Origin of the sequence: Streptomyces sp. NBC_01210 (genome assembly GCF_036010325.1) — a bacterium.
Taxonomy (GTDB): Bacteria; Actinomycetota; Actinomycetes; order Streptomycetales; family Streptomycetaceae; genus Streptomyces.
In genome coordinates this window covers 1,321,347-1,341,339 of the sequence record NZ_CP108549.1, presented here as the reverse complement: position 1 = coordinate 1,341,339, position 19,993 = coordinate 1,321,347, and the positions used below count along the sequence as shown (strand labels likewise).

Genomic DNA, 19,993 nt, shown 5'->3' with positions numbered 1-19,993 from the left:
GTGATCACGAACGCTTTGTGACTGACGGGTTAAGCATCAATCTGGACTGCTATAGGCCGATTTTCGCCGTTCCTGGCGTGGAGTGATCGCTTCCCTGTCGCGGCGCGGCCATCAGCCGGGATGCGCCGGTGACCAGCTGGGATGAGCCACCGCGACCGGCGAGGCCGCGAGCCCAGGTGTGTCCGCCGTTCCGCCGCCGGCCGGCCCCGCTGTCGTTGTGACGGCCGCGCCGCAGCGCTCGACGCGGTCTGCGGCCACCGCACGTATCTCTGCCGACCCGCGCGAGGGTGCCCCGGCGGTCCGCAGTCCCGGCAGCGCGGCGGCGAGAACGGACCAGGTCGTCGCGTACGCACCGGTCGCGGCGGTCGTACGGGCGGACTCGGCCGGCCGGTTGGACATCACCGTGCCGAGCCGGACCGGCACGGCCACCTCCTTGGGCCGGGGCGATCGGTCAGGTGCCGGCTATGGCCCGTAGCGCGTCCAGATGCCGCCGGTATACGGCGCGCCCCTCGTGCGTCAGAGACAGCCAGGTCCGCGCCCGCCGCCCCACCCTGCCCTTGTCCACCCCGACCCAGCCGGCTTCCTCGAGAGCCGCGACCTGCTTGGACAGCGTCGAGTCGGTGACCTCGACCAGGTCGCGCACAAACCCGAACTCGGCCTTGTCCAGCGGTGCCAGGGCCGCCACGATCGACAGCCGGACGGGCGAGGTGAGCAGCGGGGCGAGCGCGTGGCGCGGATGCGTACGCGTCTCTTTCCCGGCGTTCTCGGCCTTCCCGTCGTTCCCGGTCTGCTGCGTTCTCTTCGTCATGCCGACCGTCGATTCTCCTGCCAGGCACCGACCGCCGGCGGCAGCGCGCACCACAGGGCTCCGATCACCGCGAAGACCACGCTGCCCTCGAAGGCGGAGACGCTGAGCGCGACGGTGAGGGAGTAGGCCACCGCCCAGGAGCCGATCAGCGTGCCGTGCCGGGCGCCGAACCCCCGGCGGATGACGCGCTGCCGGGCTGCGTACATGCTGAGCCCCCCGACGAGCACGGCATTGATGACCGCGAAGACGAGTGCCGCGGACCGCCCTTGCCACAGCACCGCCATCGGTACCAGCACCAGTTGGCCGGCGGCGAAGACGACGAGATACCGCGCGTACCAACCGCTTCCGCGGCGGCGTGTGGCGCTCTCCGCGAGCTTCGCGCGCTTCAACGCCGCCGCGGCATCCGTCTGTTCACTCATACTTGCGAGAATGGCATTTACTTTCCATAGTGGCAAGTAAGTGCCGGGCGCGTGTCCTACTGCCCCACACGCCCGGGCTGAAGCACCTTGCTGAACAGGACCGTTCCGCCCTCTGCCCGCAGCGTCTCCACGATCATCCGGGCGGGCCGGTCGGAGCGCACCCACACCAGACCGGAGGAGGAGGTCACATCGCCGGTCTGCACACCCCATGCGGCGCGCGGGCGGCCGGACAGCGGGAGCGCGGGCGCCGCTCCCATCGCGGGCAGAGCCAGTGCCGCCGAGGCGGCGACCGTGCCGCGCAGAACGGAACGGCGGTCGGGGGAGGGTATCCGCGGGCTGTGTGACATCGCTGTGCCTCCAGGGCAGCTCGGGCCGGTGTGCCGTGCCATGCCTACTGCCCGGCTGCGGCCGCCACGCGAACCCCGGGTGAACAACCCGCCCTGCGCGGCGTACGAGGACCGTCCAACGGCCCGCAGGACCGAGGCACTTCACAGCGCCTTCCGCACCGCCTCCGCCATCAGCCGCACGCCGCGCTCGATATCGGTCGGCGCCAGATGCGCGTACCCGAGGACCAGCCGCACTCCGGCGTCCCCCTCGTCGGCCGCCATGTAGTCGGCCAGCGGGCGTACCGCCACCCCGGACCGTGCCGCAAGGTCCAGGAATCGCGGCTCGGGGCCGTACCGCTCGGGCAGCCGCGCGATGATGTGCAGACCGGCGGCGATACCGCTGACCTCGGTGCCGGGGAAGTGGTCCGTGAGGGCGCCGACGAGCGCGTCGCGCCGCTCCCGGTAGGCACGCTGGCAGCGACGGAGCTGCCGGTCGTAACCGCCGTGGCCGATGAAGTCGGCAAGGAGCGCCTGGTCCAGGGCCGGGTTGCCGAGATCCATGGTGCGTTTGCGTTCGACGACCTCGTCCGCCAGACGGGAGGGTACGAGCAGCCAGCCCAGCCGCAGCCCCGGTGCCAGCGACTTGCTCACCGACCCGGTGTACGCGACGCGCTCCGGGTCGAGACCCTGCAGCGCTCCGACGGGAGCCCGGTCGTAGCGGAAGTCGCCGTCGTAGTCGTCCTCCACGATCAGACCGTCCACGGCGCGCGCCCAGTCGAGGAGTTCGGTGCGACGCTGCGCGGAGTAGGCGATTCCGGTCGGGAACTGGTGGGCAGGTGTCGTCACCACCGCACGTACACCGGAGCCCTCGAGCGGCCCGGTCGCCAGCCCCTCGCCGTCGAGCGACAACGCGGTCATGTCCAGACCGGCCGCCGAGAACAGCGCTCCGTGCTCGTGGCTCCCGGGGTCCTCGACCCCCACCGTTCGCAGTCCGTGTCCATGCAGTACGAATCCGAGCAGCGTCATCGCCTGCGCCACGCCCGAACACACCACCAGGCATTCCGGATCGGCCACGACGCCGCGCCGCCGGGTGAGCAACGAGGCCAGCGCGGTGCGCAGCTCCGGCAGCCCGCGCGGATCGGGATAGCCCAGCGCGCGATGCGGCAGCCGCGCGAGCACGGACTTGTGCGCGGCGGCCCACGCGGCGCGCGGGAAGAGCGAGAGATCGGGCGTCCCGGGGCGGAAGTCCACGCGCGCACCGGGAGCGCGTGGCGCCAGGTCCCGCACTCCGCGCACGGCGGGCCGCGCCGCGCCCCCGACCCAGGTTCCTGCGCCCCGGCCGCTGCGCAGGTAGCCCTCCGCCGTCAGCTGCTCGTACGCCTCGGTGACCAGTACCGCGCGAGACGCCCAGATCGGTGGCGAGCTCACGGCTGGAGGGCAGCCGCGTTCCCGCGCCCAGCCGTCCCGACCTGACCGCCTCGCGCAGCGCCGACTGCAACGCGCGTCCGCGCTGCCGGGCCGGAGCGGCGGCCGCGGGCAGCAACAGTTCCCAGGCGGCGTTCCACGACTCGCCTCGGGACGGCTCGCCCGTCGCCGGATTGGTCCCCGATGGCGTCATGAAAGTGGACCTTAAACCGGACCGCCTCGCTCCCTAGCGTCGCCCCCATGAACGTGAACTCCCTGCGCGCGGCGCTGCTCGTCACCGTGGCCTACCTCCTCGTCGGCGCCTCCTTCACCGCCAACAGCGTGCTCGGCGACTATCCCTACGCGGGCGGCCAGGCGCTGCGCTACGCCCTCGCCTGCCTGCTCCTGCTGCCGTTGCTCGGCGGCCGGGCGGTGGTGTTGCCGCTGCGTGCCCTCCGCCTGCCGCAGTGGGGACGGCTCGCACTGCTCGCCGCCGTCGGCATGGTCGGTTTCAACCTGGCGATCCTGGCGGCGGAACGCACCTCGGAACCCGCCGTTCCCGGTGTGTTCGTCGGCTGCGCCCCCGTCATCGTCGCCGTACTCGTACCGCTCCTGGACGGCCGTCGGCCCGCTCGCCCCGTGCTGTACGGAGCCCTGTTCGTCGCGGCCGGCGCCTTCGCCGTCCAGGGGTGGGGCCGTACAGGACCGGCGGGAATCGCCTGGTCGGCAGGTGCGCTGGCCGGCGAGGTCGGCTTCGCCGTGCTGGCCGGACCCGTGCTGCGAACGCTCGGCCCCAAACTGCTCACCGCCACCGTCTGTGGCATCGCTGCCGTCGAGTCCACGGTCTTCGGCCTCGTCCTCGACGGCTCGGGCTTTCTGCGCACGCCCACTCAGGCGGAGACCCTGGCGCTGCTGTGGCAGGCGGCCGTCGTCACCGTCGTCGGCTTTGTCTGGTGGTACATGGGCGTCCAGCGCATCGGCGCCGAACGCGCCACGCTCTTCTCCGGACTGATCCCCGTATCCGCCGCGCTGACCGCGCCCCTGGTCGGTACGGGGACGTTCGGCCCGGCCCAGGCGGCGGGCGGTGTGCTGGTCGGAGCGGGCGCGGCCCTCGGCTCGGGCGTGTTCAGGGGGCGGTCAGCGGCTGCCGTCCAGGATGACGCGCGCGACAAGTGCGGGGTCGTCGTTCATGGGGACATGGCCGCAGCCGGGCAGCCGCACGAGCCGCGCCCCCGGGATGGCCTGCTTGGCCCTGATGCCCTGGCGGCGCAGCAGCAGCCGGTCCTTCGTTCCCCAGCCGATGGTGACCGGCACGTCGGGCACATCGTCGGTGAACAGGACGTAGCGGCCGGCGGCGAGTGTCTGATGAAAGCCGGTGGCGTCGCGGAGCGCGAGAGTCTCGGCGACGGCCGCCTCGGGTGAGCGCCGGCCGGGCCGGGCATAGATGCTGCTGATCAGCGCCGCCCGCCCGGCGGCCGTCCGGGACAGCCGCTCGATCAGCGGCAGCGGCATCGACCGGGCGCCGAGCCGCATCGCGCGCAGCGTCATGAAGGCGTAGCGCCGCTCGGCCTCGGTCCAGAAGCCGGCGGGCGAGAGCGCCGTAACCGACCGTACGAGCTTCTCGCGTCCCAACTCCAGGGCGAGCAGTCCGCCGAGGGAGTTTCCCACGACATGCGGGCGCTCGATCTTCAGCTCCTCGCAGAGCGAGCCGAGCACCGAGCCCACGGTGGTGAGGTCGTAGGACACGCCGTCGGGCAGCGCCGGTGAGGTGCCGAAGCCGGGCAGGTCGACGGCGATGACATCGCGTTCGGCCGCCAGGATCCCCAGCACCGGCTCCCATGCCTGCCAGTGGTGCCCGATGCCGTGGAGCAGCAGCAGCGGCTCACCCGCCCCGGAGCGCTCGTACGCGACGGACAGCGTGCGGCTGCCCCGCGGGGACTTGATGGAGAATGAGATCTCTGCGGCCATGCTGCTGCTCCCTGTTGTCGCCCGGTCGCCTGTTTTAGACAGCCCGTCAGTAACAATTACCGCTCAGTAGCTTCGAGTTCAAGTGGGCAGGCTGGGCCGGCCGCGGACTGTGCCGTGCGACGCACCCGAAACGCCTGGACAGCCGGTGCGAGGTCGGTTGGGATGGACGGGTGGCAGCAGACATCGTGACTGACGTATTCGAAGAGCACCGGCCCGTTCTGACCGGCGTGGCGTACCGCATGCTCGGCCGGGTGGCCGACGCCGAGGATGTGGTGCAGGAGGCCTGGCTGCGCTGGTCGGCCGACGAGCGCGGCGACGTCCTGGAGCCACGCGGCTATCTCGTGAGGATCACCACCCGCCTCGCCATCGACCGGCTGCGGCACGTCCAGTCGCGGCGGGAGGCGTACGTCGGCCCCTGGCTGCCGGAGCCGATCGCCACCGACTTCGGGCACACGGTCCCCGACACCGCCGAGCGGGCCGTCCTCGCCGAATCCGTATCACTCGCCGTCCTGGTCGTCCTGGAGGCGCTGTCGCCGCTGGAGCGCGCGGTCTTCGTGCTGCGCGAGGCCTTCGGATTCCCTTACGGCGAGATTGCGACCACCCTCGACCGGACCGAGGCGGCGGTACGGCAGCTCGCCGGCCGGGCGCGCAAGCATGTCGATGAGCGCAAGCCCCGCTACGACGTCGACCCCACCGAACGCCGCGATCTCACCGAGCGCTTCCTGGACGCCGCGTCAGGCGGTGACCTGAAGGCGCTGCTGTCCCTGCTGGCGCCCGATGTGCGGCTGGTCGGCGACAGCGGCGGCAAGTCCAAGGCGCCGCTGCGCGTCATGCAGAGCGTGGACAAGGTCGGACGCTTCCTCTTCGCCGTCGCGCAGCAGCCGATCCAGGATATGGAGCTCCGCTTCGTCGAGCTCAACGGAGGCCCGGCGCTTCTCGTCCTGTCCGCCGGAAAGCCGGACACCGTCCTCCAGTTGGAAGTTCTGGAGGGACGGATTCAATGCGTCTACATCCAGCGCAACCCTGACAAACTCGTCTCGCTCGTTTCTGCGTAGAACCGTCGCGTCGCACGTCAGACCCCGTGTCCGTATCGGACGCGGGGTCTTTGTGCTGCCTGCGTTTCACAGGGCGACGAACGTCCTGTGAACGCTCTGCGAATCCGGTTCGTTCCACTGCGTAACCGGCGCAGGATTGGTCTTGACCAAGGGGGTGCGCCGTCCTATGGTCGCAGGGATAGTGCAGGAACCTTTAATAAACAAGGGCGCGGAATAGCCGCTGCTGACACAGCGATTGCGGAGGATCAGGGTGGGGACCACGCAGCTGGAAACAGTGCCGGAGCCTAAGTACTGGCACCTCAAGACCGTGCTCGGCGAAGCGCTCGACTCGGACTTCGAGGTCGGTGAGATCCTTCCGAACGAGCGTGATCTCGCCGCTCGCTTCGGAGTCGCCCGCGCCACACTCCGGCAGGCGCTCGAACAGCTCGAGCTGGAAGGCCGGTTGCAGCGACGCCGCGGCGTCGGCACGACCGTCGCACCGCCGCGCATGGGCGTCGACGTCTCCACCACCGAGCCCGCCTGGCCCAGCACCGGCCAGGACGCCTGGCAGTCCGTCGACTGCACGACAGTGGTGCCGCCCCAGGCGGTGGCGCGTCTGCTCGAGACGGACACCGGCGAAGAGACGTACACGGTGCGCAGGCTGCGCGTCAGCCGTGGCCAGTCCGTCGCGGCCGAGCTGCTGTATGTGCCGGTCTCGTCCGTGCCCGAGCTCTCGGCGATCGACGCGCCGTCCGGCCCCGCCCGCGCCCGTGGCGTACTGCGTGAACTCCAGCGCCTCGAGCTCGAGGGCCAGGACCGCGCGGTGGAACTGGGCTCGGCGCGCGCCGACGACGCCAAGGAGCTCGACCGGCTGCCGGGCGCGCCCGTCCTGGTCGTCACCACCCGCTACTTCTCCGAGGGCAGGACCGCGGCCGTCTCGGTGGCCACTTACCGGGCCGACACCTGCCGGCTCACCTTCGGGGACTCCGGCGATCTGGAGATCAGCCACCACGAGCAGGAACGCCGCGCATCCTGAGTCCCGCCTCTGCATACGGCCCGTCGCCCGAGCTCGCGCTCAGCGGCGGGCCGTCACCGTTCCCTCGACGGCGAAGAGCTGCTCCTCCACATGGTCCAGCGCCAGGCGCAGCGCGCCGGTCGCCACGGCCGCCTCGCCGAGCAGTGAGAGCGTCACCCGCGGCGGGCGCAGACAGTAGCGGGACAGCTCGTCGCGCAGTGGATCGAGTACGCCGTCGAGTCCGGCCGCCCAGCCGCCGATCACCACCAGCTCCGGATCGAGCGCCAGCACCAGCGCCGCCACATCGTGCACCAGACGCTGGATGAACCGCTGGACCGCGGCCTGCGCGCGGGGATCGCCCCGCTTGGCCAGGGCGAAGACATCGGCCACGGCCTGCTCGTCGAGGGGATGCAGCGGCTCGTCCGTTGTGGACAGGAGTTTCTCCGGGGTCACTTCGCGCCCCAGCAGATGCAGCGCCCCGATCTCGCCGGCCGCGCCGCCGAAGCCGCGGTGCAGCCGTCCGCCGATCAGCGAACCGGCGCCCGGGCTGAGCCCCGCCAGCACGAAGACGATGTCGTCGGACTCGGTGGCGGCTCCCTTCCAGTGCTCGGCGACCGCGGCGGCATTGGCGTCGTTCTCCACCAGCACCGGGCAGCGGAACGACCTGCGCAGCCGCTCGCCCAGCGCCAGGCCGGTCCAGCCCGGCAGCGCGGTCCCCAGCCGTACGGTGCCGTCGGCCTCCACGATGCCCGGGGAACCGACCCCGACCGCGCGCAGGCTGCTGCGTGCGACACCGGCACGCCGCAGTACATCGGCGACGACCTGCCGCACCCGTTCCAGCCGTTCGTCCTCGGAGGCCGTCTCGGACACATCCCGGGACCCGGCGCCGATGACGCGTCCGTCCAGACCCGACAGCAGTGCCGCCACCCGATGCGATCCGATTTCGACGCCCAGCAGATGACCGGCCTCGGCCCGGAACCTGAACCGCCGGGCCGGACGTCCCTGACGGCGCGCGCCACCCTCCTCGAGGACGCTCTCGACGACCAGTCCGGTCTCCATGAGGCCCTCGACGACGCCTTCGACCGTTGGCCGGGAAAGCCCTGTGATGCGGGTCAGATCTGTGAGCGTGGGGCAGTCAGCGCCCCGCAGTGCATGGAGTACCACCGCGGAGTTGATTCGCCGCAGCAGCGACGGATCTCCGCCGGTCAGCCGCCCCACCGTGTGTCCTCCCAGCCCGAGCACGTGTCTGGCCGGATCGTACTCGTTGACAGCAGAGGCGGCGAGTGGTGTACGGGGCGGCTGACTCGCCTCAGAACCGGGCGTGGGCGCTGATGTCGTCGCCGAACTGCTCGATCATCGCGGGCGTCACGGTCGGCCGGCACTGGGCGATGGCCGCCAGATAGTCCTCTGTGCTCGCGCCGAGCGCCCGTTGATCGCCCGGAACCCTGCCGATCGTCTCCAGATCCCGCTCGAACGCGCACTGGGCGGCGATCCGGGCCGCATGCTCGATGTCCGCCGGAGTGAACAGGTCGGTCGCCGCCACCAGTACCGTCACATCCACGTCGGACCGGCCGTCCGTGTACCGGGACCAGATCGCCGCCCGCGCCGCCTCGTCCGGGGTGCCGATCGGGATCAGATAGTCGAACCTGCCGGGCCGCAGGAAGGCCGGGTCGAGCGAGCGGATGGAGTTGGTGGCGCACACCAGCAGCCGCTCGTCCCGTTCCCGGAAGCCCGGTATGAGCTTGAGCAGTTCATTGGTCACACCGTGCATCCCGCCGGGCTGTGCGGGCTCCGTGCGGACCGGTGCGATCTCCTCGACCTCGTCGATGAAGACGAGTACCCGCTCGAGCTCGGCGATCCGGGCGAACGCGCTGCGCAGCGCCGCCGCGAGATTGCCCTCGTCGGCCAGCCGGGAAGGCAGCAGTTCCACGAACGGCCAGCCGAGCTTGGAGGCGATGCCTCTGGCGAACGTGGTCTTCCCGGTCCCGGGCGGACCGAACAGCGCGATGGCCCGCGGCGGCCGCACCCCGTGCCGCGCGGCTCGCTCCGGCTCCGCCAGCGGCAGGACGACGCGTCGCTCGATCAGGTCCTTCTCCGCCTCCATGCCGGCCACCTTGGCCCAGAGGTCGTTCGGCAGGAACCGTCCGCCGAGGTCCTCCAGCAGACTGGCAGCGGGGCGTGCAGCGGCTCCACCTTCTCGAAGTAGGCCACGGCGGGCTGCCGCGTGTAGCCCGCGTTGAGCAGCCCCTCGCCGAGGAGCTCCTCCTCGGGCAGCACATAGGCGATACGGCCCACCCGGGCGGCGACGAGCCGCCGCTCCAGCTCCACCAGGAGTGCGCTGGCCAGTCCCCGGCCGCGCCAGGCCGAGGAAATGGCGATGCGCATCACCCAGGCACGCTCACCGGCCACACAGGCGAGCGCCGCCCCGATGGGGACGCCCTGGTGAACGGCGACGACGGCGGGCTGCCGGGAGGTGAGCGCACCGATGCACTCGGCGAGTGAGAAGACGGACTCCTGGCCGAGTTCGGCCGTGGTGTCGATCAGGTGGACCACTGCCGCGAGATCGCTCTCGCGGTAGTCGTGGATGAGCCAGTTCATCGGTACCGCCCCTCGTTCGTGCTGTTCCGGTGAGGCTAGGGGCGACGATGCGACGGGTCCTGCGCCACTGTGCACAAACCCGGGCGGGAAACTCGACGTTCCGTCTCTGGCCGGGGCCAAGCCTGTTGGTGGCCGGATCCTGCGCCGCAGGCCCGTTGCGGCTGCTGACGGACTGCCAGTTGTCAGTGCCTGCCGGTTTACTGGAGGCATGACCACGGCACAGCACCTCGACACGATCGACTTGCTGCGCTCCCGGGGGTTCCCCGCGGAGCCCGGCCCGTCGGACGTCGGCACCGAAGGTCCGGGATTCCATATCGCGGAGCTGAACGGGCATGTCGGACACGGCGCGGACAGTGACGCGGATGGGGACACGGGCGCGGAGACGGACGCGGAGCAGCGCGCGGCCGAACACGAGGCCTTGCTGGACGCGCTGACGGAACGCTGGGGCGAGCCCGACTACTTCAGTCTCATCGGTACCGGGTTGCGCGCCGACGCGGACGAAGATGTGCCGGAACCATGGCTCCGGCTGAGTGCTCTGCTGTCGTATCTGCATCTGTGGCGGATCGACGACCGCTGGATAGCGATAGGCGCCTCCGGGACACAACTGCTGGCGGTCGTGACCGCGACAGATCCGCGCTAGGGCGCCTCGGCGGCAGACCGCAGCCTGCCGAACTCCTCAGCCATCGTCTGCGCGGTCCAGTGGGCATTGAGCCCGCTCGGGTTGGGCAGCGCCCAGATCCTCGTCTCACCGATCGTGCGCTCCTGCCGCCCGATCTGTGCCTTCTTGTCGCCGAAAGCCGTGCGGTAGGCCGTGACGCCGACGACCGCCAGCCACCGCGGCCGCAGCCGCTCCACCTTGGCGGTGAGCAGCCGCCCGCCCTCGCGGAACTCCTCGTCGCTCAGCTCGTCGGCGCGCGCCGTGGCCCGCGCGACGACATTGGTGATGCCGAGACGGTGGTCGAGCAGCTTCTCCTGCTCCGCGGGCCTGAACTGATACGGCGTGAACCCCGACAGATGCAGCACGGGCCAGAACCGGTTGCCGGGCCGGGCGAAGTGATGGCCCGTCGCCGCCGTCATCAGGCCGGGGTTGATGCCGCAGAAGAGCACGGAAAGGCCGCCCGCGACCACATCCGGAACGATGCGGTTGCGGGCGGCCTCGAGCTCGTCGGGGGTCAGAGGATCGACCCCGGGGTGTAACCGGCGGCCTCCGGGTGCTGCTTGACGATCTCCTCGATACGGGAGACCACCGCCGCCACCTGATCGCCGGCCGCGCCGGTGAACGACAGCTTGTCGGCCATCAGCTCGTCCAGCTGCGCGCGGTCCAGCGGGATCCGCTCGTCAGCGGCGAGCTTGTCGAGCAGCTCGTTGCGCTCGGCGCCCTGCTCGCGCATCGCCAGCGCCGAGGCGACCGCGTTCTCCTTGATGGCCTCGTGTGCCACCTCACGGCCCACCCCGGCCCGCACCGCGGCCATCAGGACCTTGGTCGTGGCGAGGAACGGGAGGTACCGGTCCAGCTCACGGGCGACGACGGCGGGGAACGCGCCGAACTCGTCGAGCACGGTCAGGAACGTCTCCAGCAGCCCGTCGAAGGCGAAGAACGCGTCGGGCAGCGCCACCCGGCGCACCACCGAGCAGGAGACGTCGCCCTCGTTCCACTGGTCGCCCGCCAGCTCGCCCGTCATCGACGCGTAGCCGCGCAGGATGACCATCAGGCCGTTGACGCGCTCGCAGGAGCGGGTGTTCATCTTGTGCGGCATCGCGGAGGAGCCGACCTGGCCGGGCTTGAAGCCCTCGGTGACCAGCTCGTGCCCGGCCATCAGCCGGATCGTCTTGGCGATGGAGGACGGCGCGGCGGCCAGCTGCACCAGTGCGGAGACGACGTCGTAGTCGAGCGAGCGGGGGTAGACCTGGCCGACCGAGGTGAAGGCGTGCGCGAAGCCCAGATGCCCGGCGATGCGCTGCTCCAGCTCCGCGAGCTTCGCGGCGTCCCCGCCCAGCAGGTCGAGCATGTCCTGCGCGGTGCCGACCGGGCCCTTGATGCCGCGCAGCGGGTAGCGGCCGAGCAGGTCCTCGAGCCGTCCGTACGCCACCAACAGCTCGTCGGCCGCGGTCGCGAAGCGCTTTCCGAGCGTCGTGGCCTGCGCGGCGACATTGTGCGAGCGCCCGGCCATGACCAGCTCGGCGTACTCACCGGCAAGCTTGCCCAGGCGCGCCAGCACCGCGACGGTGCGGTCGCGCATCAGCTCCAGCGAGAGCCGGATCTGCAGCTGCTCGACGTTCTCGGTCAGATCGCGGGAGGTCATGCCCTTGTGGACCTGCTCATGGCCCGCGAGCGCGTTGAACTCCTCGATCCGCGCCTTCACATCGTGGCGGGTGACCTTCTCGCGCTCGGCGATCGACGCCAGGTCGACCTGGTCGAGCACACGCTCGTAGTCGGCGAGCGCGGCCTCGGGCACCTCGATGCCGAGGTCCTTCTGGGCGCGCAGCACCGCGAGCCAGAGCTGACGCTCCAGCTTCACCTTCTGCTCGGGGGACCACAGGACGGCCAGCTCCGCAGAGGCGTAGCGGCCGGCCAGGACATTGGGGATGCGAGGCTTCGCAGACACAGCAGTCACGTAACCAGATTCTACTGGCGGTTTCTGCAGGCCAGCGCCGCGGCCCCGGTTGTAGGTTGCTACGAGAGCGGCGGCTCGTACGGCAGCAGCTCGGGCCGCTTCGCGGGCCGGCCGTCACCCGAGGAGCGCCCTGTCAGCCGTCGCCCGATCCACGGCCCCAAGTACTGGCGCGCGAACCGAAGATCGCCGACCCGCCGCGAGGCCCAGCCGGTCCGCACCACGGGCGGCAGCAGAGCCTGCCAGTCGTCCTCCGCCTCCAGGCCCAGCTTCTGCCAGACGGCCTCGGCGACCCGCCGGTGCCCCTCGGCCGTCAGGTGCAGCCGGTCCACGTCCCACAGCCGCTGATCGCCGAGCACGTCGGACCCGTACAGATCCACCACCAGCGCACCGTGCCGGGCGGCCAGCTCGTCGACGTACGCGAACAGCTCCTCCATGCGGGGGCGGAACCGTTCCATCACCGGCCCGTTGCGGCCGGGGCTGCGCATCAGCACCAGCTGCTTGCAGGAGGGTGCGAGCTTGTCCACAGCCTCCTCCAGGAGCCCGTGCACCTGTCCCATGTCGTACTTGGGCCGCAGCGTGTCATTGAGCCCGCCGACCAGCGTGACCACGTCCGCCTGCATCGCGGCCGCCACGTCGACCTGCTCGTCGACGATCTGCCCGATGAGCTTTCCGCGCACGGCGAGATTCGCGTAGCGGAAACCCGGGCCGCGTGCCGCAAGCCGGCCCGCGAGGAGATCCGCCCAGCCACGGTACGAGCCGTCGGGCAACAGGTCGGACATGCCCTCGGTAAAGGAATCGCCTACCGCGACAAAACTGGTGTAGTTGGCATTCATCTCCATGGCGGAGTGATCCTACCGCGCGGTAAGGTCCCCCGGTTCCGTACCAGGAGGGAGCCCCGTGAGTGACGCGCTGCTGAACGCGCTGGCCGAGGCGCTGGCCGACGTTGTGACCACGATCGACACCTGCGACGAGGATGTGCTCGACCCGGACATCGCGGTGAAATGGCTGGAGACGACCGGGTATCTGCTCGACCGGCTGTCGCCCGCCGACCGCCGTGCCCTCTCCGCACTCCTGCGCCGCGCGGCAGCGCGGCAGCCCGACGGGGTCTGGCGGGAGGATCTGCTGCGGATACCCGAGGGATTCGGCCTCGACGACGATCAGCACGAGCTGTACTGCGACGCCGTGGAACAGCTGGCGCGCCGGTTCGTCGAGACCGTACGGGACGTGGACCCCGCCACGCTCGTGCCCAGCTGTCCCGGCTGGACCTTCGCCGACCTCGTCAGGCACCACGGCACCACGCACCGCTGGATGGAACATCTCGTACGGACCCGGGCCGCCGAGCGCGTCTGGTCGCGGGATGTGCCACTCGAGCTTCCCGACGACCCGAAGGCGTACCCGCAGTGGCTGGCCCGCAGCGCCGAGGCCACGCTGCGCACCCTGCGTACCGTCGATCCCGAGACGCCGATGTGGTCCCACGGCGCCGACCAGCGTGTGCGCTTCTTCCCGCGCCGACTGCACTTCGAGGCTGTCGTCCATCTCGCCGACGCCGAACTGGCCCTGGGTCTCGAACCCCGCATCCCGGCGGGCACGGCGGCCGACGGCATAGAAGAGTTCCTGGAGAATCTGCCGTACTTCTCCTGGCTCGCCGGGCCCGTCGGTGTCCTGGCGGACGGCTCGGTCCGGCTGTCGGCCACGGACGCCGGCGCCAGCTGGACGATCACCTTCGGGCAGGCCGGTTTCGGCTGGACGAAGAACGCGGCGGAGGCCGCCGTCGGCGTCGAGGCGGCGGCGGGCGATCTTCTGCTGCTCGTGTACGGGCGCCTCCGCGCGGACGACGAGCGCTTCGGTGTCCTGGGCGATCGAGCGGTTCTGGACGCCTGGCTGGGCGCGACCGCGCTCTAGATCTGACGCGAGGGCTGTCGGTACGGTGCGTTCCGCAGTATGTCCAGAGCATGTTCACTGCAGACTTCTGGAAGGCCACGGCGGAACGCGCCGTCCGCACCTTCGCCCAGTCCCTTGTCGCCGTTCTGACGGCCGGTGCGACGAACCTCTTCGACGTCGACTGGCTCGCCGCCCTCGCCACCGCGGGCCTGGCCACCCTCCTCGCTGTCCTCACCGCCATCGGCGCCGCCACAGCAGGACGACCCGGCCCGGGTCTCACCGAGACCACGGAGCGGGCCGTCAAGGCCACAGAGGCGCGCTAGCGAGGCCGGCCGACCAGCTCGCGCAGTACGTCCTCCATCGTCACCAGCCCCACGGGTGTGCCGTTGTCGTCCACGACGGCCGCCAGGTGGGTACGGCTGCGCCGCATCGCGGTCAGCACATCGTCGAGCGGCGTCGTCGCCCGCACCCGCGCGATCGGACGCATCGCCGTGACCGGAAACGGCTGGTCGCGCGGAGTCGCGTCCAGCGCGTCCTTCACATGGAGATAGCCGAGGATCCGGTTGTTCGAGTCCACCACAGGGAAACGGGAGAACCCGGACTCCGTCGCCAGCCGCTCCAGCTGCTCGGGCGTGGTCCCGACCCGGGCGTACACCACCCGCTCCACCGGTACCACGACGTCCCGCACCGGCCTGCGCCCCAGCTCCAGCGCATCGCGCAGCCGTTCGGCCGAGCGGTCGTCGAGCAGCCCGGCATCGCCGGCGTCGCGCACCAGCCGTGCCAGCTCGGCGTCCGAGTAGGTGGCGGCCACCTCGCCCTTCGCCTCGACCCGCAGCAGCTTCAGCAGACCGTTGGCGAAGGCGTTGATGGTGAAGATCACCGGGCGCAGTGTCCGGGCCAGCGTGACCAGCGGCGGGCCGAGCAGCAGCGCGGACCGCGTGGGCTCCGCCAGTGCGATGTTCTTCGGCACCATCTCGCCCAGGAGCATGTGCAGATACGTCGCCACGGTCAGCGCGATCACGAACGAGATGGGGTGGACCAGGCCGTGCGGCACACCCACCGCGTTGAACACCGGCTCCAGCAGATTCGCGATGGCGGGCTCGGCGACGATGCCGAGCACCAGGGTGCAGAGCGTGATGCCGAGCTGGGCCGCCGCCAGCAGCGCCGAGACATGCTCCAGGCCCCAGATGACGCTGCGCGCCCGCCGGTCCCCGGTCTCCGCCGCCGGCTCGATCTGGCTGCGGCGCACCGAGATCAGGGCGAACTCGGCGCCGACGAAGAAGGCGTTGACCACCAGGGTCAGCAGGCCGATGAGGAGCTGGATCGCGGTCATCGTCCGGCCTCCTCGGGCTCGTCGGCCGACGGGAGCGGCGCGTGCAGCAGCACGCGTGCTGCCCGCCGCCCGGAGGCGTCGACGACGTCGAGCCGCCAGCCCTCCAGATCGATGCGGTCGCCCTCGGCGGGGATGCGCCCCAGCTCGGTGGCGATCAGACCGGCGAGCGTCTCGTACGGTCCTTCCGGCACCCGGAGTCCGATCCGCTCCAGCTGGTCGGTCCGGGCCGCTCCGTCCGCCGACCAGAGGGAGCGTCCGTCAGCGTCCTCGCCCGCCGGAACCAGGTCCGGAGTCTCGTGCGGATCGTGTTCGTCGCGCACCTCGCCGACGACCTCCTCCACGATGTCCTCCAGCGTCACGACACCGGCCGTACCGCCGTACTCGTCGATGACGACGGCCATCGTGTTCTTGCCGGAAAGCCGGTCCAGCAGCCGGTCCACCGTCAGCGTCTCGGGCACCAGCAGCGGCTCGCGCATCAGCTTGGAGACCGGGTGACGCGGACGGCGTTCGGCCGGCACCGCAAGGACGTCCTTGATGTGCGCTATGCCGACGACGCTGTCCAGGTTGCCCCGGTAGACCGGGAAGCGGGACAGCCCGGTCGCGCGCGTGGCGTTGGCGACGTCCTCGGCGGTGGCCTGCACTTCGAGGGCCGTGACCTGGACCCTGGGGGTCATCACGTTCTCGGCGGTCAGCTCGGCCAGCTTGAGGGTGCGTACGAACAGCTCCGCGGTGTCCGCCTCCAGCGCGCCCTCCTTCGCGGAGTGGCGGGCCAGGGCGACCAGTTCCTGCGGGCTGCGGGCGGAGGCCAGCTCTTCGGTCGGCTCCATGCCGAGCCGGCGCAGGATGCGGTTGGCGGTGTTGTTGAGATGGCTGATGAAGGGCTTGAAGGCGGCGGTGAAGACTCGCTGTGGAGGGGCCACCACTTTCGCGACGGCGAGCGGCGACGAGATGGCCCAGTTCTTCGGGACCAGCTCGCCGACGACCATCAGTACGACGGTGGACAGCGCGGTACCGATGACCAGGGCCGCCGACGAGGCCACGGAGGGGGAGACGCCGAGTGCCTCCAGCGGTCCGCGGATCAGCTTGGCGATCGACGGCTCGGAGAGCATGCCGACGACCAGGTTGGTCACGGTGATGCCGAGCTGGGCCCCGGAGAGCTGGAAGGTGAGGCTGCGTACGGCCTTGAGCGCGCTCGCCGCCCCGCGCTCGCCGCGCTCGGCGGCCCGTTCGAGGTCGCCGCGTTCGACCGTGGTGAGGGAGAACTCCGCCGCGACGAAGGCTCCGCAGGCGACCGAGAGCAGTACCGCCACGAGGAGCAAGAGCACTTCGGTCATCGGTTCACCTCCGTCCCATGATCGGGCAGGGGCAGGAGGAATGCGCGATGTCGGCTACTGGGAGGCTCGCCCATGGACGGACGCTCACACCTTTCGTACGGGGGTGAATGGTTCACCCATGGTAAAGGACCGGCAAAGTGGGTCGGTATGGCGGCGGCCGCCTACGCGAACGGCTTCACCCAGCGGCGCCAGTGGTCCTCGCGGTGGTAGCCGGCCGCGGCCCACGCCCCTTGGGCCCGCTCGTTCGCCTCCAGCACCATGGCGTCGCCGCGCCTGCCGCCCACGGCCAGAAATCGCTTCTCGGCTGCTTCGAGCAGTGCCGTCGAGATCCCCCGGCGGCGGTGGGAGGGCAGTACGGCCAGCCGGTACAGCGAACAGCGCCAGCCGTCGTACCCGGCGATCACCGAGCCGACCACCACGCCGTCGGACTCGGCGAGGATCAGCGCCTCCGGGTCACGCTCGATGAGCCTGGTGACCCCGTCCACGTCGTCCGTGATGCTCGTGCCCTCCGCCGCTTCCTTCCAGAAGGCGAGGATGGTCTCCGCCTCGTCCGCCGCCGCGGTGCGTATATACAGGTCGGTCATGATCCGGAGCCAAGCACGGCCGGGGTGGGCCTGTCACCGACTTTCAGCGTTCGGGACACCCCGCGCGATGCCGCCGGTCAGATGCCGCGGGTCACCCTCCCGCAGCTGCCTATTCGTGCGCGATGGCGGCCAGCACATTCATCCGCGAGGCGCGCAGAGCCGGCAGTACCGCTGCCGCGAGCCCGACCACCACCGAGCCGATCACGACCGCGACGATCGTGCCCCACGGCACGGCGAACGCCTTCAGCCCTTCCAGTGCCAGCACTTGCTGCACCGCCACGCCCCACACCATGCCCAGCGCCAGCCCGAGCAGTGCTCCGAAGACCGCGATCACGACGGACTCCAGCCGGATCATGCGTCGCAGCTGGACCCGGGAGAGCCCGATGGCGCGCAGCAGTCCGATCTCGCGGGTCCGCTCCACCACCGACAGAGCAAGGGTGTTGACCACACCCAGCACCGCGATGACGATCGCCAGACCCAGCAGCGCGTACACCAGATAGAGCATCACGGCGATCTGCTGCCGGATCAGTTCCTTGTAGTCGGCCTGATCCCTGACCTGCACCTGCGGATAGCGGTCGAGCGCCGTTTCCAGGCCCTTGCGGAGCTCCTTCACATCGCTGCCGCTCGCGGCGTTGACGTACAGCGCGGCGTCCTGCCCGCCCGGCAGATACTTCTCCACGGTGGAGAGGCCCATGAACAGGCCGCCCTCCATCCCGGGGCCGCCGCTCTGGTCCATGTCGGTGAGCGCCCCGACCGTCAGCCGGGCCTTCTGCCCGCCGGGGAACTCGGCCGGCAGTACGGAGCCGATCCGCACCGTGTGGTCCGCCGCGTACTTCCGGTCCATGGCGACGCTGTCCGGTGCCAGCGCCGCCGCCGTGTCCCCGCTCGCGTAGGTGATCCTGGCAGCCTCGTCCAGCTGCGGGTCGTAGCCCGAAGCCGTCGACTCCACCCGCTTCCCGTCCGGAAGGTTCAGCGCGACCGGCGCGAAACGCTGCCGAACGACTGTGCCCGCGCTCTCGACGCCCTGCACCTTTTCCGTGATCTCCTGCGGAAACGGCATGAAGTTGCTGTTCTGTACGACGAAGTCGGCACCCAGTGTCTTGTCGATCTGGTCGTCGAAGGACTTGGTCATCGAGGCGCTGGCGATCGAGAGCCCGCCCACCAGCGCCAGGCCCACCATCAGCGCGGCGGCGGTGGCGCCGGTGCGCCGCGGATTGCGCAGCGCGTTGCGCTGGCTCATCCGGCCGACCGATCCGAAGATCTTGGGGAACGCCCCGCCCAGCACCCGGATCACCGGCCGTACCAGCAGCGGCCCCGCCACCACCGTGGCGATCAGGGTCAGCACCACGCCGAGACCCAGCAGCGAGGACGCGGTGGCGGTCTTCTCGCTCACCGCGCATCCGGCGAGCGCGGCCGCGCCCGCCGCGGCGACCACCGTCCCCACGATCGCACGGACCCTCAACGGCCGCCCCACACCGGCGACTTCGGAATCCGCGAGCGCGGCCATCGGGGAGACCCGGGCCGCTCGCCGGGCCGGCAGATACGCGGCCACGAAGGTGACACCCACGCCGACCGCGTACGCGGACGCCGGCGTCCCCACGCCGACCACCATCTCGGCGGCGCTCAGGTTCATCCCGAGCAGGCCCATCAGCCCGATCAGCCCGGCCGCGAGTCCGATCCCGGCGGTCAGCCCGAGCGTCGAGCCGACCAGGCCGAGCAGCAGCGCCTCGGTGAGGACCGACCTGCGCACCTGGCGGCGGTCGGCGCCGAGTGCCCGCAGCAGACCCAGCTCACGGGTGCGCTGCGCGATCAGCATGGAGAAGGTGTTGACGATCAGGAAGATGCCGACGAGGACCGCGACACCGGCGAAGCCGAGCATCACCCACTTGATGACATCGAGGAATCCGCCGAGTTGGGCGGCGGCCGACTCGGCCTGCTCGTCGGCGGTCTTGAGCTCGTACGCATCACCCAGCTCGGCGGCGATCCGCTGCTTGAGCGTCGCATCGCTCACCCCCTCCTCGGCGTCCACCGAGATCGAGGAGGCCACGCCGGGCCGGCCCAGCAACTTGGTCTGGGCCGTCGGAGTGTCCAGGAAGACCAGCGCGGCACCGGGGTTGGTGGTGGTGAAGGTCGCGATGCCGACGATCTCGACCTTGAACGAGCCGGGCTGTGCGAGCACGGTGAGTGTGTCCCCGATGCGCACGTTCTTCTTGTCGGCGGTGTCCTTGTCGAGCAGCGCCTCGCCAGGCCTCTTCGGTTCGCGCCCGCTGGTCAGCTTCACCGGACTGCGTTCGGTGACATACCAGTTGGTGGCGATGGTGGGTGCGCCGGTCGTCGGCCCGACCGCCTTGTTCGTGGAGTCGACGACGGTGATGTTCTCCACGGCCGCGTCGATGTGGGTGGCCTTGACCCCGTCGACCGAGCCGATACGGTCCGCGAGACCGGCCGGGACCGTCTGTACCACTCCGGTCGGCAGACGCTCGTCGATGCCCTCCTTCGCCGCGACGGTCACATCCGCCGATGTGGACGCGAAGAGCCGGTCGAAGGTACGGGAGACGGTGTCCGAGAAGATCAGACTGCCGCTGACGAAGGCCACCGACAGAAGCACCGCCAGCGCCGACAGCAGCAGCCGTCCCTTGTGCGCGAAGAAACTCCGCAGCGTCGCCTTCAGCAT

At 70.7% G+C, this 19,993-nt stretch carries 17 protein-coding genes and 4 pseudogenes; 6 read left to right on the top strand and 15 right to left on the bottom strand.

Annotated elements, in window-relative coordinates:
- Positions 1 to 111 precede the first annotated feature (111 nt).
- The 5 genes and pseudogenes from OG735_RS05930 to pdxR all read right to left on the bottom strand — a co-directional run bounded on the left by OG735_RS05930 (position 112) and on the right by pdxR (position 3,171).
- Positions 112 to 423 carry a hypothetical protein gene (locus OG735_RS05930; RefSeq protein WP_327322077.1) on the bottom strand — a complete coding sequence of 104 codons (312 nt, stop codon included), beginning with the start codon at positions 421 to 423 and terminating at the stop codon, positions 112 to 114.
- Between the two features lie 28 nt (positions 424 to 451).
- Entirely contained in the window at positions 452 to 808 is a 357-nt protein-coding gene (locus OG735_RS05925) for a winged helix-turn-helix domain-containing protein (RefSeq protein WP_327322076.1), read from the bottom strand.
- Positions 805 to 1,227 (bottom strand): hypothetical protein, encoded by a 423-nt coding sequence (locus OG735_RS05920; protein WP_327322075.1) that lies wholly within the window; start codon positions 1,225 to 1,227, stop codon positions 805 to 807. Before OG735_RS05920 ends, OG735_RS05925 begins: the two co-directional genes overlap by 4 nt.
- 110 nt (positions 1,228 to 1,337) lie before the next feature.
- Positions 1,338 to 1,574: pseudogene (locus tag OG735_RS05915) on the bottom strand (alkaline phosphatase D family protein); the annotation flags it as partial.
- A gap of 141 nt (positions 1,575 to 1,715) precedes the next feature.
- A pseudogene (gene pdxR / locus OG735_RS05910) lies at positions 1,716 to 3,171 on the bottom strand (MocR-like pyridoxine biosynthesis transcription factor PdxR).
- A 47-nt stretch (positions 3,172 to 3,218) separates the two neighbouring features.
- Between pdxR and OG735_RS05905 the strand changes: the two are divergent.
- Positions 3,219 to 4,058 (top strand): annotated as a pseudogene (locus OG735_RS05905) (DMT family transporter); the annotation flags it as partial.
- A 36-nt stretch (positions 4,059 to 4,094) separates the two neighbouring features.
- On the opposite strand, the gene OG735_RS05900 reads toward OG735_RS05905, so the two are convergent.
- Positions 4,095 to 4,925, bottom strand: a complete 831-nt coding sequence (locus OG735_RS05900; protein WP_327322074.1) for an alpha/beta fold hydrolase — start codon at positions 4,923 to 4,925, stop codon at positions 4,095 to 4,097.
- Positions 4,926 to 5,095: 170 nt separating this feature from the next.
- Between OG735_RS05900 and OG735_RS05895 the strand changes: the two genes are divergently transcribed.
- Complete coding sequence (locus tag OG735_RS05895) at positions 5,096 to 5,980, top strand: RNA polymerase sigma-70 factor (protein ID WP_327322073.1); 885 nt, start codon at positions 5,096 to 5,098, stop codon at positions 5,978 to 5,980.
- Between the two features lie 250 nt (positions 5,981 to 6,230).
- Positions 6,231 to 6,995, top strand: coding sequence for a GntR family transcriptional regulator (locus tag OG735_RS05890; RefSeq protein ID WP_327322072.1), 765 nt, complete (start codon positions 6,231 to 6,233; stop codon positions 6,993 to 6,995).
- A 39-nt stretch (positions 6,996 to 7,034) separates the two neighbouring features.
- On the opposite strand, the gene OG735_RS05885 is transcribed toward OG735_RS05890, so the two are convergent.
- On the bottom strand, positions 7,035 to 8,192 hold the full coding sequence (locus OG735_RS05885; protein ID WP_327322071.1) for an ROK family protein: 1,158 nt from the start codon (positions 8,190 to 8,192) through the stop codon (positions 7,035 to 7,037).
- A 91-nt stretch (positions 8,193 to 8,283) separates the two neighbouring features.
- A pseudogene (locus tag OG735_RS05880) lies at positions 8,284 to 9,572 on the bottom strand (ATP-binding protein).
- A gap of 208 nt (positions 9,573 to 9,780) precedes the next feature.
- Between OG735_RS05880 and OG735_RS05875 the strand changes: the two are divergent.
- On the top strand, positions 9,781 to 10,212 hold the full coding sequence (locus tag OG735_RS05875; RefSeq protein ID WP_327322070.1) for a hypothetical protein: 432 nt from the start codon (positions 9,781 to 9,783) through the stop codon (positions 10,210 to 10,212).
- On the opposite strand, the gene mug is transcribed toward OG735_RS05875, so the two are convergent.
- Genes mug through OG735_RS05860 form a run of 3 tightly spaced genes read right to left on the bottom strand, consistent with a single transcriptional unit; the run spans position 10,209 to position 13,026 of the window.
- Positions 10,209 to 10,748, bottom strand: a complete 540-nt coding sequence (gene mug / locus OG735_RS05870; protein ID WP_327328216.1) for a G/U mismatch-specific DNA glycosylase — start codon at positions 10,746 to 10,748, stop codon at positions 10,209 to 10,211. The two genes, OG735_RS05875 and mug, sit on opposite strands and share 4 nt — an antisense overlap.
- The gene (gene purB / locus OG735_RS05865) at positions 10,745 to 12,187 is read right to left on the bottom strand and encodes an adenylosuccinate lyase (RefSeq protein ID WP_327322069.1); all 1,443 of its coding nucleotides are present in this window, start codon (positions 12,185 to 12,187) and stop codon (positions 10,745 to 10,747) included. Before purB ends, mug begins: the two co-directional genes overlap by 4 nt.
- Positions 12,188 to 12,246: 59 nt before the next feature.
- Positions 12,247 to 13,026 carry an SGNH/GDSL hydrolase family protein gene (locus OG735_RS05860; RefSeq protein ID WP_327322068.1) on the bottom strand — a complete coding sequence of 260 codons (780 nt, stop codon included), beginning with the start codon at positions 13,024 to 13,026 and terminating at the stop codon, positions 12,247 to 12,249.
- 58 nt (positions 13,027 to 13,084) lie between these two features.
- On the opposite strand from OG735_RS05860, the gene OG735_RS05855 reads away from it, so the two are divergent.
- Positions 13,085 to 14,089 carry a maleylpyruvate isomerase family mycothiol-dependent enzyme gene (locus OG735_RS05855; protein ID WP_327322067.1) on the top strand — a complete coding sequence of 335 codons (1,005 nt, stop codon included), beginning with the start codon at positions 13,085 to 13,087 and terminating at the stop codon, positions 14,087 to 14,089.
- A 50-nt stretch (positions 14,090 to 14,139) separates the two neighbouring features.
- Positions 14,140 to 14,391 carry a holin gene (locus OG735_RS05850; protein ID WP_327322066.1) on the top strand — a complete coding sequence of 84 codons (252 nt, stop codon included), beginning with the start codon at positions 14,140 to 14,142 and terminating at the stop codon, positions 14,389 to 14,391.
- Here the strand turns inward: OG735_RS05850 and OG735_RS05845 are convergent.
- The 4 genes from OG735_RS05845 to OG735_RS05830 all read right to left on the bottom strand — a co-directional run bounded on the left by OG735_RS05845 (position 14,388) and on the right by OG735_RS05830 (position 19,993).
- Complete coding sequence (locus OG735_RS05845) at positions 14,388 to 15,401, bottom strand: hemolysin family protein (RefSeq protein ID WP_327322065.1); 1,014 nt, start codon at positions 15,399 to 15,401, stop codon at positions 14,388 to 14,390. The two genes, OG735_RS05850 and OG735_RS05845, sit on opposite strands and share 4 nt — an antisense overlap.
- The gene (locus tag OG735_RS05840) at positions 15,398 to 16,735 is read right to left on the bottom strand and encodes a hemolysin family protein (RefSeq protein ID WP_327322064.1); all 1,338 of its coding nucleotides are present in this window, start codon (positions 16,733 to 16,735) and stop codon (positions 15,398 to 15,400) included. Before OG735_RS05840 ends, OG735_RS05845 begins: the two co-directional genes overlap by 4 nt.
- A 161-nt stretch (positions 16,736 to 16,896) precedes the next feature.
- Entirely contained in the window at positions 16,897 to 17,319 is a 423-nt protein-coding gene (locus OG735_RS05835; protein WP_327322063.1) for a GNAT family N-acetyltransferase, read from the bottom strand.
- 109 nt (positions 17,320 to 17,428) lie between these two features.
- The gene (locus tag OG735_RS05830) at positions 17,429 to 19,993 is read right to left on the bottom strand and encodes an ABC transporter permease (protein WP_327322062.1); all 2,565 of its coding nucleotides are present in this window, start codon (positions 19,991 to 19,993) and stop codon (positions 17,429 to 17,431) included.

Bases quoted from the DNA above. Each gene is read 5' to 3' on its own strand.
- OG735_RS05925 (WP_327322076.1), bottom strand. From the start codon at position 808: ATGACGAAGAGAACGCAGCAGACCGGGAACGACGGGAAGGCCGAGAAC.
- OG735_RS05920 (WP_327322075.1), bottom strand. From the start codon at position 1,227: ATGAGTGAACAGACGGATGCCGCGGCGGCGTTGAAGCGCGCGAAGCTC.
- OG735_RS05900 (WP_327322074.1), bottom strand. From the start codon at position 4,925: ATGGCCGCAGAGATCTCATTCTCCATCAAGTCCCCGCGGGGCAGCCGC.
- OG735_RS05875 (WP_327322070.1), top strand. From the start codon at position 9,781: ATGACCACGGCACAGCACCTCGACACGATCGACTTGCTGCGCTCCCGG.
- OG735_RS05860 (WP_327322068.1), bottom strand. From the start codon at position 13,026: ATGGAGATGAATGCCAACTACACCAGTTTTGTCGCGGTAGGCGATTCC.
- OG735_RS05850 (WP_327322066.1), top strand. From the start codon at position 14,140: ATGTTCACTGCAGACTTCTGGAAGGCCACGGCGGAACGCGCCGTCCGC.
- OG735_RS05845 (WP_327322065.1), bottom strand. From the start codon at position 15,401: ATGACCGCGATCCAGCTCCTCATCGGCCTGCTGACCCTGGTGGTCAAC.
- OG735_RS05840 (WP_327322064.1), bottom strand. From the start codon at position 16,735: ATGACCGAAGTGCTCTTGCTCCTCGTGGCGGTACTGCTCTCGGTCGCC.
- OG735_RS05835 (WP_327322063.1), bottom strand. From the start codon at position 17,319: ATGACCGACCTGTATATACGCACCGCGGCGGCGGACGAGGCGGAGACC.
- OG735_RS05830 (WP_327322062.1), bottom strand. From the start codon at position 19,993: ATGCTGAAGGCGACGCTGCGGAGTTTCTTCGCGCACAAGGGACGGCTG.